The sequence below is a fragment of the Spirosoma sp. SC4-14 genome (genome assembly GCF_037201965.1).
Lineage (GTDB): Bacteria > Bacteroidota > Bacteroidia > Cytophagales > Spirosomataceae > Spirosoma.
Genome location: NZ_CP147518.1, coordinates 1294572 through 1308050, shown reverse-complemented (window position 1 = coordinate 1308050; position 13479 = coordinate 1294572). Strand labels below are relative to the sequence as shown.

General features: G+C 43.6%; 10 protein-coding genes. 5 read left to right on the top strand and 5 right to left on the bottom strand.

Going from position 1 to position 13479, the window contains the following annotated elements:
- The first annotated feature begins 19 nt into the window (after window positions 1-19).
- Complete coding sequence (locus WBJ53_RS05415) at window positions 20-850, top strand: RNA pseudouridine synthase (RefSeq protein WP_338875038.1); 831 nt, start codon at window positions 20-22, stop codon at window positions 848-850.
- 251 nt (window positions 851-1101) lie between these two features.
- Here the strand turns inward: WBJ53_RS05415 and WBJ53_RS05410 are convergent, their stop codons facing one another.
- The 4 genes from WBJ53_RS05410 to WBJ53_RS05395 all read right to left on the bottom strand — a co-directional run bounded on the left by WBJ53_RS05410 (window position 1102) and on the right by WBJ53_RS05395 (window position 5828).
- Entirely contained in the window at window positions 1102-2883 is a 1782-nt protein-coding gene (locus WBJ53_RS05410) for a gliding motility-associated C-terminal domain-containing protein (RefSeq protein WP_338875037.1), read from the bottom strand.
- Between the two features lie 535 nt (window positions 2884-3418).
- The gene (locus WBJ53_RS05405; protein ID WP_338875036.1) at window positions 3419-3676 is read right to left on the bottom strand and encodes an outer membrane beta-barrel protein; all 258 of its coding nucleotides are present in this window, start codon (window positions 3674-3676) and stop codon (window positions 3419-3421) included.
- 308 nt (window positions 3677-3984) lie between these two features.
- Window positions 3985-4632: a porin family protein gene (locus WBJ53_RS05400; protein WP_338875035.1), complete on the bottom strand. Its 648-nt coding sequence runs from the start codon at window positions 4630-4632 to the stop codon at window positions 3985-3987.
- Between the two features lie 2 nt (window positions 4633-4634).
- Window positions 4635-5828 carry a hypothetical protein gene (locus WBJ53_RS05395; protein ID WP_338875034.1) on the bottom strand — a complete coding sequence of 398 codons (1194 nt, stop codon included), beginning with the start codon at window positions 5826-5828 and terminating at the stop codon, window positions 4635-4637.
- Window positions 5829-6313: 485 nt separating this feature from the next.
- Between WBJ53_RS05395 and mobF the strand changes: the two genes are divergently transcribed.
- The gene (gene mobF, locus WBJ53_RS05390) at window positions 6314-9070 is read left to right on the top strand and encodes a MobF family relaxase (protein WP_338875033.1); all 2757 of its coding nucleotides are present in this window, start codon (window positions 6314-6316) and stop codon (window positions 9068-9070) included.
- Window positions 9048-9446, top strand: a complete 399-nt coding sequence (locus WBJ53_RS05385; RefSeq protein WP_338875032.1) for a hypothetical protein — start codon at window positions 9048-9050, stop codon at window positions 9444-9446. The genes mobF and WBJ53_RS05385 overlap by 23 nt, the downstream gene beginning before the upstream one ends.
- 123 nt (window positions 9447-9569) lie before the next feature.
- Here the strand turns inward: WBJ53_RS05385 and WBJ53_RS05380 are convergent, their stop codons facing one another.
- Entirely contained in the window at window positions 9570-9806 is a 237-nt protein-coding gene (locus WBJ53_RS05380; protein WP_338875031.1) for a hypothetical protein, read from the bottom strand.
- Window positions 9807-10380: 574 nt separating this feature from the next.
- Between WBJ53_RS05380 and WBJ53_RS05375 the strand changes: the two genes are divergently transcribed.
- A complete protein-coding gene (locus WBJ53_RS05375; protein ID WP_338875030.1) occupies window positions 10381-11898 on the top strand; it encodes a hypothetical protein in 1518 nt (505 codons plus the stop codon).
- 17 nt (window positions 11899-11915) lie between these two features.
- Complete coding sequence (locus WBJ53_RS05370) at window positions 11916-13472, top strand: hypothetical protein (RefSeq protein WP_338875029.1); 1557 nt, start codon at window positions 11916-11918, stop codon at window positions 13470-13472.
- The last annotated feature ends 7 nt before the right edge of the window (window positions 13473-13479 follow it).

Below are 13479 nucleotides of genomic sequence, written 5' to 3'. Positions count from 1 at the left end.
CATTGCAATAGCTTAATTAATGTTAGAAGAATTTACCCTTGATATAATATATGAAGATAATAACTTTGCAGTGATTAACAAGCCAACAGGTTTATCTATGTTTAATGATAAAACTTGTTCTAAATCATTCTGGGATTTATTAGAAAGACAATTTAATAATAAAAAAATTTTCCAAGTGCATCGTTTAGACAAAGGTACAAGTGGTTTAATACTTATCGCTTTTTCTAAAAATGTACAAGCTCAATTAAACAGGCAATTTTGCTATCGAAAAATAGAAAAATATTATTTAGTTATCTGTATTGGGCAACCTTATCCTCCAAGTGGAAAGATTGATTTACCTCTTAGTCCAGGTCGGAAAAATCGCTTTAGAGTAGCCGGAAATAGAAAAGAAATTTTTGTAGATAATTCAGAAAACTATCCTACTTGGAAATTAAGAGAATCCGGCTCCCAGTCACTACATAACTCGTACCCAAGTGTAACTTTTTATGAAACTGTTTTATCTAATGGTTATTATTCATTGTTAGTCGTAAAACCTATCACTGGTAGAACTCATCAAATACGAGTTCATCTATCATGGATAGGTTACCAACTATTTGGAGATACAATTTATGGAAAGCCTAATTCTACTATTCAACGTGCTTGTCGTCTAGCACTACATAGCTTTAGATTGAAATTAATAGAAAGTTGGATTGAGGGTCAAGAATTTGTACAAAAAGTTTTCAAAACTGATATACCTATTTTCTTTATAAATTTTTTTACTAGCCATGACACTAATAATATGATTGAAATTTCATTTTTATATAAAAAAATAAATAGAGCTTTGTCTAAATTAGATGATATGTCCAATTAACAGCAATTAAAATAGTGAATGTATGAGCAAATTCTACAATTAATAGAGTAATTGCCTACATCAGTTTAGCAAAGTATTGAGTATACTAGAAATCATAACTTGATTAGGGAAGATGTCTGACAGGTTTGATTGGTTTACTGGTTCCGTATCGTTCACGAAGGCTCGTAGATTAATACTAGCTGGCTAGCCGCTTAACGTACCGTTACTTATACAATGCACAACTAGTGTAGTTACCTACAAAAATGTAAGCATCACAAAATCACTATTAGTCGTCCCCTATAGATATGAGTTTTGCCGCTGGCAAGTTGTACTGTTAATTGGTAGGTGTAAACACCCGGCTGGGTGGTATTTTTATACGTTCCGAGCCATAAGAAATCCCCACTGCTAACGGCTCTGGAACCGATATAATATACAACCTCCCCCCATCGGTTATAGATGGTTAACTCTTCCAATTGCAGGCTCGGGAAAGGGAAAAAAATAGCCCAGCCATCATTAATCCCATCCCCATTGGGGGTAAATGAATCGGGCAAATAGATGGCTTCTTCGCAGGGCTGACCGAGTTGGACTAGTTGGCTGGCCGTGCAATTGAGACCATCTCTGATGGTAACTTCATACGCGCCAGAAACCAAATAACTAAACGAGGAGTCGCCTTGGAAGTCTCTCCCATTCAGGCTGTAGGCAAGAGGCCCCAAACCTGTCGCATTAATCTTTAAAGAGCCATCATTGGTACCACATTCGGGTATGCCTCTACTGACATGGATGATACGAGGCCCTTCACTGCCCGCGATCGTAACAGTTTTAGTATCGGAGCACCCTAACTCATCCTTTACCGATACGGTATATTGGCCTGTCTTAAGACTATCGAACGAACCTGACAGTTGATAAGTCAAGCCATCAAGGGAATAAAAACTGGCTCCATTCCCGCCTTCACTAGTTAAGACTAGGCGACCATTATCTTTACCGCATGTGGTTGGAAACACATCCATTGCCTGAAACCGAAGTTGCGTTGATTTCTTCAGGGACACCAATTGAGTGGATGTACATTGGTTTTTGTCTTTGACGCGTACGGTATACTCCCCACCGTCAAGGTTATTGAACTGATTGTCGGCTTGAAAATCAATACCGTTGAGCGAATAACTTAACCCGCCCTCTCCACCGTAAGCCGATATGGTAAGCGCCCCATCCTTGTTGCCACATTTAGGATCGACTGAGGTAACTTGGCTAATCGTTGGTGTTTCCGGTTGACTGACGGTTACTTCTTTTGAGCCATGACAATTCGCAATGCTATCATGCACAGTGTACGTACCTGGGGCTAGGTTAGTAAAAAAGGAGGAGCTTTGGAAAGGTCCATCATTTAACCGATAGCGGACCTGACTGCCGCCGGTTGCACTTACCGAGATAACCCCGTCGTTTTTCCCACAATGGGCAGGTGTGGCAACAACGCTAACGAAAATCAATTCAACAATCGTAATCTGGATGGGAACGGGTGCCGATTCGATCGCTTCTATGGTTTGAGTGACATAGAAAACTGTCGTTTGTTCCAGGCTGGGCGCTGAGTAGGTATTCCCTTCATGTAGCAGGATTTGTTTTGCTGCGTCAGCGTACCATTTGACGTTTTTGCCTGTAACCGTCAAAGTAGGGTTACTCCCTTTACAATAGCTATCAGGTGATTGCAAAGCGATACTATCGCTGGTGACCTCAACCGTTTGATGAGCCCATGCTTCCTTAGCAAATGACGCGTTAAACAGCTTAAATGATGGCGTTTTATGGTTGTGGAGCGTGCGTACCAGAATCGGTGTGCGAAACAATTCTCCTGTTGATGAGCTCCTTGGGGCTACAGTAGCCATTGAGCAGCACCGCTCCAGATCGAACGCTTGCCTGGTCAGTAAGCCCCCCTTTACACTTGTCTGTATATGCATCTGCTGAGCCAGGTGGACTAAACCATTTGCTGGCCATTGAGCCTTCCCACACACAACCTCAGTCTTTGCTAAAAGAGAAGTGAACAACAGGATAAAACAGGTTAATCTCTTCATCTCTTGAAAAGCGTTTTATCAGTTACTACTTTCTCTAAGCACGAATAATAGCCTTAAAACGCGAACATTGTTCTATTTTACTTCTTACAGGCAATTGTTGCAGCTAGCTTTATCTATGCAATCAATCAAACCGAAGGGGTATTCCGCTACGTTCGCGGAATACCCCTTTCCATTCTTATCAGCTTACATGATAATTAAAACCTGCCCTTTAAGACCAGGTAAGTTTATAAACCCGTGCCATGGAGGTACTCTAATTACTCCATGAACGATGCGGTTCAATCAGCAATAGTACGTTAGGTTTACCAACCAGACCCGGTTATACCATTTTTCAACGCGAAAATAAGTGGGGACTCCTGTTTGCGGATCAGCCGCCGTATAATTCTCTCTTAAGGGTCTCATGCCATAATAATAGCGTAGATCAGCCACCAAATGCGTTCCCAATCGATACCCTACTCCACCGGTTAAGCCCGCATCGATTTTATTGGTATGCTGAAAGGCTGTAAATGTTTTCTCTTTATCAGAGCTATGATAGCTGTTAGCGCTCAGTAAATAACCAGCCTGCCCCCACTTCAAAGAACCCTCGTTCCCCTTTGGGTCGGAACCGGAGCATGACCGGAAGCCCTATATAGTCAAAAGCCGTAATATATCGATCCGACACATACCCATTGGTAGCGATTAACCGACTTCCCTGTCGGGTGTAAATTAATTCACCGGCTAAAGCCACGTTACTCGTCAGTTGCTGTTCAACGGCAACACCCGCATTATAGCGCCACAAAAGATTTGTAAGCGTCAAACTGGTTTGCACCTGACCGGCATTCAACCCACCAGTTATGCCCAATCGAGCTTTATTTTGTCCGTAAGCCGAAAACAGGATAAGGTATAATAAGCCAGCAACGATGCATTGTGCCCTTTTCAAAAATATCTTTTGCATCATTCAATAGATCCATTTTACGGCCTTAACTACCAGAAGCCATTCATTGTCAACATGAAAAGATGAAGCCCTCAAACGGCAGAAGGTGGCTAACCCCCTTCACAAAAACCGATCGGAGAAACCTTGCCAACGTATCCGATATACAACTCGAGTATTCCTACTCAATAAGGTTAGTTTACATAGTATGATAGAGTAACAGATATAACTTGATTATAGCGCGTGGTTGGCGGCCGGTTTACGTACGATTGCGTGACGGGATCATAGCCTGAATAGCCTCTAAAAACGGTCGCTAAACTTTTATAATACTTCCCTTCGATTAACCAGCTTGATGAAAAGCGATAGCCAACTCCGGCCAAAAAACCAATATCAACCTTTTTAAGGTTTGTTCCTTGACTGGTTGTCGTTCCGTTGGCGGGCAAAAATTCCTGGTGATGATTCAAGAGATACCCGGCCTGCACGCCCCCTTCGACTAAAAAAGGGAATCGCCTGCTTTGATAGCGCACGCCAACGGGCAAAGTCAAATAATTATATCGGATCGCAAGCTCTGTGTAGTGGGGATCGTTATAGAGTGGAATCGTACTCCCCTGCCGGGAATATAGTAATTCATAGAAAGCGCTCAGTTTAGGCGTAAAACGTTGTTCTAAACCAATCCCCGTTGTATATAAAGGCACCAGATTTTCTTTCGTATTAGGCTCGATAAAATTGGCCAGATTCAATCCTGCCTTGAGTCCGATATGGTAGGACGTAGGTGATTGGCTATATAACTGGGTCACTAGTAACCCTAGTAACCCAGTTATTGCTAATGATTTTTTGCTCACGATTATTGAAGAATGATTCGAACAGATTCAGCCTTACCAACCTCATAAATACCCTGTAAATAATATGTTCCTCGCGGTAAGGAATGCACATCGATATCAACCTGTAGACCGTTTTTTACAGCCTGGTCAGCATATTGCCCCCGCACTTTTATCTCTTTAACCGTTCCGTTTTTTTCACTGGAAAGTTGTAAAGCAATTGGTAAAGCCTGCGAGTCATCGCTAGGCTCGAATAAGGCTGTTACTTTATCATTAGCCGGATTATTGGCAATCCGATAATACCCACCTCCACAACTTGTGATAAAAAAAGTCCGAGAGGAACCTCCCGATGAACCGCATCCAGAATAGGTTACATCCATTTCGAGTACAAACCCTGTACCTGATGAGCCGGCCGTTATCGTTGCATTCGGCCCATACGAATAAAAATAATTCACATTACTGCTGCCTGTAGGAATAGACCAGCTATAACTATACTGGGACAATGGTAAGTTTGGATTCGCCTGAAAATTCCAGGTGCTTCCATTACAAAGCGAACTACCTGGATCGGCACCTCCGGTAGCTGAGAACGTTATATTACTACTGCCCGGAGCACCTATATAACCGGTTACTGCAGGACCTTCCAAGTTACTGCAACCTGTTATAAGGCCACTGACTGAATAAGTACCATACGAACTATTATGCAGTGTGACGCTACTATTGGTGCTATTGTCCGTATAAGAGGTTCCACTATTAACAGTTATGCCACCCGTGGTGCGCCAGATGAGACTTGCCGACGAGGTTCCACCATATGATAAACTGGCACTAAATGTCCCATTTTGGCCACTGCAAACAGTGGGCGTTGCGGTTAAAGTTGGACGAGGAGGTATTTGGGTAATATAAACGGTGATAGTGCCATTTCCCGATACATTCATGGTCACCCAGCCATCATTGTGGCTTGGGTCTAAGGTGAGAATAATATCGGATTCGACTATATGCTCGGTCTGGGAAAAATTGGGAGATGCTCCCCAGACCACATTTAAATCAGGCTGCGGGTATTCCTGGTAGGTAAAAATTTCGACACTCGATTTGCTACAATCAATAAATGCCGTTTGACCGTCAGTATAGTGATTGCCCTCAATCACCATTTCAAAAGCAAAAGCCTTTTGGGCAACAAGCAGACAAGTAGCTAAAACAGCCATAAGGAAGAAGGAGGTTTTCATGATGTGTAGTAGATTTAATTAACATATAAATGGTTTCTTTTTAAGAATAGTAACAATAAATAGTCTATAGGCTAGTTCAATATTTGCATTAAATTAATATTAAATAATACATAAATAATTCGAATAGATTTAGCCTGTGGAAGTCCTATCTTATCACAACGTACAGAACACTTTACTCTAAAGATGTTGCCTTCTATGACACCCCATCTTTTTAACCACCTCCACTCTGGTCAAACAAGAACAGTAATTCAGTACTGACACGTACTTCCCTAAGAGCTTTTAGCACCAAACTGCAACCAAGGTCTTCTTGCAAAGAAGTCATGCAACAAAACCATTCTAATAGTAAAAAAAAGCACGAATGAAGTCGTTTATGTCCTGGCAAAAGACTATTAATTCGCTTTTGCTGATCATTAATCAGGTTTAATAAATCGACCTATTAACTGCCAGCGCCGAAGTTATCCTGTATAAAATCATGCATGATACGCATGATTCAAAGCAGTTCCGCCGGTCAAGCCAGAGAGTATTTTAACTCCTCTCTGCGCCGTTCCGACTATTATCTGAACGGCCAAGAACAACCTGGTCAGTTATGCGGTCGGATTGCGGCCCGTATGGGAATTGCAGGTCCCATCACAAAGAATACCTTTCATGCTCTCTGCGAGCATATCAATCCTAATACAGGCGAGGCTCTTACGCCACGTAAAAAAGACAATCGCACAGTTGGTTACGATGTCAATTTCCACTGTCCGAAATCAGTCTCCATCATTCATGCGCTGACTGATGACAATCATATTCTGGATGCGTTTCAGGAAAGCGTTCAGCAAACCATGCTAGATATTGAAGCCGATGCCCAAACCCGCGTTCGTAAAAACGGCAAGGATGAAGACCGACCAACGGGTGAACTGCTCTGGGCGGATTTTATACACCAAACCGCAAGGCCCGTCGATGGCTCGGTGCCTGACCCTCACCTGCACTGCCATTCGTTTGTTTTCAACGTGACGTGGGATGCCGTTGAACAGCAGTTCAAGGCAGGACAATTCCGGTCGATCAAACAGGACATGCCGTATTATCAGGCGCGGTTTCACAAACGACTGGCCGATAAACTGGTTGAGTTGGGCTATCGCATTCGACGTACGGATAAAGCCTTTGAAGTCGCTGGTGTACCTGAACATATCATCGATCTGTTTTCCAAACGCACCAATGAAATCGGCCAGATTGCCAAAGAACTCGGTATTACCGATCAGGCCGAACTGGATCAGCTTGGCGCACGAACCCGCGCTAAGAAGCAAAAGGGCTTGAGCATGACTCAACTCAAGCAGGAATGGCGTAAGCAGATATTCGCGTTAGGAATGCGAGATAAAGACGAAGGCAACCCACCAATCCGCTTTGCCCCTGTCAAACCTTTTGCCCATCCCTCGCCTAAACACTGTATTGATCATGCGTTAGCGATGCGCTTTGAACGGGTGTCGGTTATGCAGGATCGGCGGATTTTGGAAATCGCTTATCGGCAGGGGCTTGGTTATCTAGCACTCACCGTTGAGCAGATTACCGACCGCTTTGCAGACGATAAGCGTATTATTCGGGTTAAGGATGGAGCCAAAACGCTCTGCACCACGAAAGAGGTGTTACGCGAGGAGAAACGGATGGTAGCCCTGGCACAACATGGCAAAGGCAACCTACCTCCGCTTTATCCAATTACACCTTCAATAGCATTGGAAGGCGAACAGCATGAAGCTGTTTCTCATGTGCTGACTACTACCAATCGCGTGTCGATCATCCGAGGACGAGCCGGAACCGGCAAAACCACGCTCATGAAAGAAGCTATTCGGCTGATTGAGGAAACAGGTCATAAAGTCACCGTTGTTGCACCGACAGCGCAAGCGGCACGGGGTGTGTTGCGGGAGGAAGGCTTTAGCGAAGCCGACACCGTAGCCAAACTGTTGTCCTCACCCGAACTGCAAGCGGCTTTAGCTGATGGTGTGTTGTGGGTCGATGAAGCCGGACTGTTGAACACCAAGGACATGACTGCCCTGTTGCAATTGGTTACTGACAAAAACGCACGGTTGATTCTAAGCGGGGATACCAAACAACATAGCAGTATCATTCGCGGGGATGCATTGCGCATTCTCAATACTGTGGCGGGTATTCAATCAGCCGAAGTCAGCCGCATATATCGGCAACGCAATCTGAACTATCGCAAAGCCGTGCAAGCTTTAGCCGATCATAAAGTCGGAGAAGCGTTTGCTGTGCTGGATAGCATGGGATCAATCAAGACTCCTGATCCTGCCAATTCCTTTATGGTCTTAGCCACTGATTATATAGCGGCCTTGAAAAAAGGAAAATCTGCTTTGGTGATTTCACCGACGCACAAGGAAGGTGAACAGGTTACAAAAGCCATTCGAGAGAAACTGCGTGAAACCGGACTAATTACCAGTGAGGAAACACCCCTGACACAACTGGTCAACACCAATCTAACGTCGGCTGAAAAAAGCGATCCTCGCAATTACCGTATCGGTCAGGTTATCCAGTTCAACCAGAATATAGCAAGCATCGAGCGCGGTTCGCGGTGGGAGGTTCATGCTGTGGCCGATGGCCTAGTCCACATTCAGGATACCAGCGGTAAGCAAACCTCCCTGCCCTTAGATCGCATGGAACAATTCGATGTGTATCGACCTAGCGAAATCGCACTGTCCAAAGGCGATAAAGTACGCATTACCCGTAACGGATATGACGCAAATAAAAAACGATTGACGAACGGTCAAATGTTGGATGTTGTCGCCATTGAGCCGAACGGGGCTTTGCGCCTACGCAACAAGGCAAGCAAAGCCACCTATACCGTTCCTGCCAGTTTTGGCCATATTGCCCATGGTTATTGCCTAACTTCGCATGCTGCGCAGGGCAAGACCGTCGATGAGGTGTTTATCGCCCAACCAGCCAGCACCTTTGCCGCCACCAATCTCAACCAATTCTATGTGTCGGTGTCACGGGCGCGAGATGGCGTGCATATCTACACAGATGACAAAGCCGCTTTGCTGGCTCATGCGTCCGAATTAGGGGATCGCCTATCCGCGTTAGAGTTGGTGAATCGCAAGAAGCCACACCGAAAATCCGTTGAGCATGTGATGCGAACAGCGCGACATGTGCCACCCAAAGTGAAACCATCGATCAAGCGTACTGAAACGCCAAGCCAGCCTAAGCCTATTCAGCGAAAGCCAAACAGCCATGCACCCCGTCCAACATTTTAGAGCGAATTTCGCGCAAGATGAGGTAGTGGATACAACCAGCGATAATCTTACGGATTACACGGTTGGTAGCACAGAATTGCATGATATAGACAGTACTGTGCGAAATCTATGCTTCGTGTGGGAAGACGGGCGACGGGCGTTTTTCAATTACGCCTATCTAGCATCGGTTGATTTGGTACTCACTGACAATCTGAATGAAATGCTACTTTATTTTAGTGGGCACGTCGTCACGTTAAAAGGGTATCAGCTAAGCCCATTGTTCGATTTATTATTCGATCATAGCCTCAAAACGATTAGAGCTAGCAATCCGCGCTATCAGATTGACGGGCAAACACAGGATAGTTATGTGACTGAAATCTTGCTTAAAAGCGAGTGATATATGTCTTATGCGTTGATTAAACCCTTTATTCTACGCATATTTTGCGTAGAATAATCTTTTGCTTTATCAAAATTCGATAGATGAAAGCCGGACGACTGGGTTGCCATCCGGCCTGTTGATTTAATTGGCTTTCGGTTTGTTCTTACGAACAACAACTGGAATTTTCTGGCCGAGGATGTTCAACGACAGGTTCAAGCCGTCTTTATCGCCGTGTTCCCAAGCAGCCCCTACTCTGATCCGGTCAACTTGCTCTTTAACCATAGTCCCTAAATAATTACTGGCAGCAGTCCACGCTATCAGGTTGACGGGCAAAGGCAGAATAGTCTTGTGACTGAAATCTTGCTCAAAAGCGAGCAATGTATATGCGTAGATTAGGCCTTTATTCCCTGCAAATTATACCTAGAATACGCATATACATTGCTAGAAAAGCGTAATAATGGACAATCTGACGATAAAAGCGATTATTTAAGGATTTGCTTTGTTGTCTTGCGAAAGATTAGCGCCGAACCCTTATCGACTAGTTATTTGACTTCGTAGAATTGCTTTCGAGCAATCCAACTGGCACCGACCATGAGACTGTCCATCTATAACCTCTCGACGATGACCCAGGATTCCTAATTTACTGGTAAAATCGACTAATTCCACAGCATCCTGCCATAAGCTGAATGGCCTACATACACATTTTACCACTTTTGCCAGATTGTAATTTGCTGTTGGGAGTCCATGCATGCAGGGAGTTCTCACCTAAGTAAGATACCCAAAATCGACAAAACAGTTTCACCCACTAAGTACCTATCTTTTATCAGCTCTTTCTATTACTCCTATAAGAGAGAAAGGGGAATTTTACACGGATAAAAGGGTAATTTTCCCGGTTATTTTCTACCCTGCCCTGTTTATTTTTGGGTAATCCTCTTTGTCAAATTACACTATCATGAATTTAGGATTTCTTTCCTCGCCAAACCGCTGGGCCTATTTTATGGCTAGCCTCCTATTTCTGCTAGTTACGGGTTACATTATATGGCATTACCTTGATAAGCCAGGTTCAAAAAATGTGATGCTGTCATCTTCGGAACAGGCTGATATACAAAATATTTTAGATGATTCTGAATCACTTAATGATTCCGGAAATACCGATAGCACGAGTCATCTTGCTACTCCTAAGAGTAATTCAGCTACAACCCAGCTTTCGTTCGAAATGAAACGCAGGAAAGTCTATGATTATATTACTCAAACCCATACCATGCTTGATAGTGCATCTAATGCACAACTTTGGGCAACCTGTCAGTTATTACCCGATGAACAGAGCCTGCGAAGTTACTTAAGTACACATCCTGTACGGGTATACTCACCCTACCACTTAAATGGTCGTTCTTTACTTTGGGAGCTAATCTGCTGGGCATTATTTGGTGTATTCTGCAATCTGTTCTACAGCGTATCAGAAGCATATAAAGGAACAGAAGTAAAAAAGGCAGCACCATCAGATAATCCTACTAATGCTTCTTCCGAAGAAGTAGAATTAGTTTCACCAAACGCAAAAAGCAGTTTAAAAAAACGAACTGTTAAAGAACGCCTCCAACGTCGGCTACTTGGCGGATTTGATCCAGCCGAAGTACCTTCCCATTTGGCTAAACTTCTGTATACTCCTTTTTTGGTAGTCATTCTGTATTTGGCCCTTATTTCATTTAATAGCACAACCGATTTACAATGGGTTCAATATGGTGAAGGGATTATTGTTTTTGCCTTCATCGTTGGTTTCTTTTCTGGACGAATGGTCGATTTGCTCGAACGCATCAAAGATCTGATTCTTCCAATTGGCCGATTTGGTAATGAACCACCAGCATCCAACCCAGCAGTAGATACTACCGAATCCGATGATTCCCCTGAAAAAATGGACTCATTTCAATTTATTAGCGAACGAACGCCAAATTCTTTGCTGTCTAATCTGGCATCCGCCAACAATCTATTACCAGTATCTGGCTTTGCTAATCTCAAGCTCAAATACCGACTTGAGCTTGACAAGCCAGACCGACAATTGGATATTTTCACATTAGGGTTTGATAATTTTTTGTCAGTTGTCAAACAACAACTTGATAGTACTAAAACGGTTTATTCGAATGAAAAGCTATCTACTACGCTTGATACATTTTCGAATGATGTAGCCGGAACTCCCGATTTTTTTAAAGTATTTGTTAATCTGCGTATTCGACGAGGTGACTCTATACCTGACCCGGCTGCTCAATGTTTTCTCTTTCTCTCTTTTATCGATCCCGACACGAATAAACCGGTTGCTTTTCCTCCGCATACGCCCAACCCCCGCAATGCAACATTGGTGTTTAAAATGCCGTCATCAGGAATTATTGCTGTTCATGAAGATGTACTCTGGAAACAACCGTCTGGGCCACAACCTGCTTCGCCACAGCCCATTGTACCACAACCTGTTGCACCATAAAATATAAACTACCCACCATGCATACAATAGCACGCCCTATTTTAGTGGGTTACTTATTCCTTTTTAGCCTTTTGGTACAGGTACAGGCGCAGACACTGGTTCAAAAAGCCGATGGTACTGTTCCTGTTCTCATCAAAGGAGTAACCCTCGGAGTCGATATTACACGGCCCAACGCATCGATCTATTATCTAAATGCCAAACCAGATACCGTAGGCCTGGACAATATTGATCTAAAGATCAACGAAGATAGCAAACCCATAAGCCTGACTGCTCCTGTGGTAGCGGAAAAGCTTTTTGGAACGTATTTATCTGTGAAAAATGATGATGACCAGGCTAGTACGTTCGCCATTTTCGGTGGTGAAAAACTGAAACCTCAGGTCAGAGCGGGGATTCTGTATGGCCAAACCAGAGACCTTGATCATCGACTGACTACGCATCCAGTTGTTATTGGCTCATTTTACGATGACACGCTAAAAAAGCTTGCCAACAAAGTTCAAAGACCTGTATTACTCCGGGATACGATCAAGATATTCAAAAATAAAATCGATTCATTACGATTTGCAAGTGCCTGTTTGAGCAATGACACTTTGGGCTTGGCAACTGCTATTAACAAACTTCTCGATACTAAAAAAAATGCGGATTCATGTCTTGCCGTTCCCAAAATAAAACAATTAGATGCTAAACTGGGCGAGCTGAAGTTAGTCCATAAAATGCTGAATGACTCTACCCAGGTCTGGCAAAATCGCATTAGGAAAGCTAAAGCAGACTTTCCAATCAGCCAGACGGATAGCATCAAGGCGTCAGAGGATCTAAGAACCCTGGGGGCTAGCCGACGAAGATGGCTGGCTAAACAGGATATTCTCGATAAAAAACTGCTTATTACCCAAACATGGTATATAGGTGCTAATTTGTCAACCTCATCCTTTAACTACCTGCCTTCGACAAGCCTGTCGAAGTTTACATCGTCGTTGGTAGAAGATTCACTAGCCGTTGCCTATGACTTTACGGCTGGCCTAAACTATCATATTGGCCGTGACTGGTTTATTGGCCTTAGTGTCAACCCTGGTTGGACAAACAATCTTGCTTCCCTAAAGAGTAAAGCTTACACACGAAAAGATTCCTTTAAGAATGATTCGCTGAGTATAGAAAAAACGGAAACGTATAATGCCGTGACAGGCAACTACCAAAAATATTGGCATCTGCCCTCACGGTTAGATTTGCTGTACAACATTCCCATCTCTCAGGCTGATTCAGCAGCAGCGGTACTGGTCTATGCTGGTTTGGAATACCGTTATCCGACCAACATAAATGTACGAAAGGTAATACCCGAGCAGATTAATTTACAAGCTGGGTTGTATCTCTTTACGGGACGCAAGCAACGTTTTGTGGGTGGGCTGCAATTTGGTATACAGGATATAGGTAACAACGGCTATTGGCTAAAAGTCCAAACCGATCCGACAGCTAAACGCCTGTCGTTTGGCGAACGATTTACAGTCTCTATCGTAGGTCGTATTACCCTTGCCCGTTTAGGTGGCCTGAGCGACTTTTTTAATGGTATAAGAAAGCCTCAGTGATATACAT

Bases quoted from the DNA above. Each gene is read 5' to 3' on its own strand.
- WBJ53_RS05375 (WP_338875030.1), top strand. From the start codon at position 10,381: ATGAATTTAGGATTTCTTTCCTCGCCAAACCGCTGGGCCTATTTTATG.
- WBJ53_RS05395 (WP_338875034.1), bottom strand. From the start codon at position 5,828: ATGAAAACCTCCTTCTTCCTTATGGCTGTTTTAGCTACTTGTCTGCTT.
- WBJ53_RS05385 (WP_338875032.1), top strand. From the start codon at position 9,048: ATGCACCCCGTCCAACATTTTAGAGCGAATTTCGCGCAAGATGAGGTA.
- mobF (WP_338875033.1), top strand. From the start codon at position 6,314: ATGATTCAAAGCAGTTCCGCCGGTCAAGCCAGAGAGTATTTTAACTCC.
- WBJ53_RS05410 (WP_338875037.1), bottom strand. From the start codon at position 2,883: ATGAAGAGATTAACCTGTTTTATCCTGTTGTTCACTTCTCTTTTAGCA.
- WBJ53_RS05415 (WP_338875038.1), top strand. From the start codon at position 20: ATGTTAGAAGAATTTACCCTTGATATAATATATGAAGATAATAACTTT.
- WBJ53_RS05370 (WP_338875029.1), top strand. From the start codon at position 11,916: ATGCATACAATAGCACGCCCTATTTTAGTGGGTTACTTATTCCTTTTT.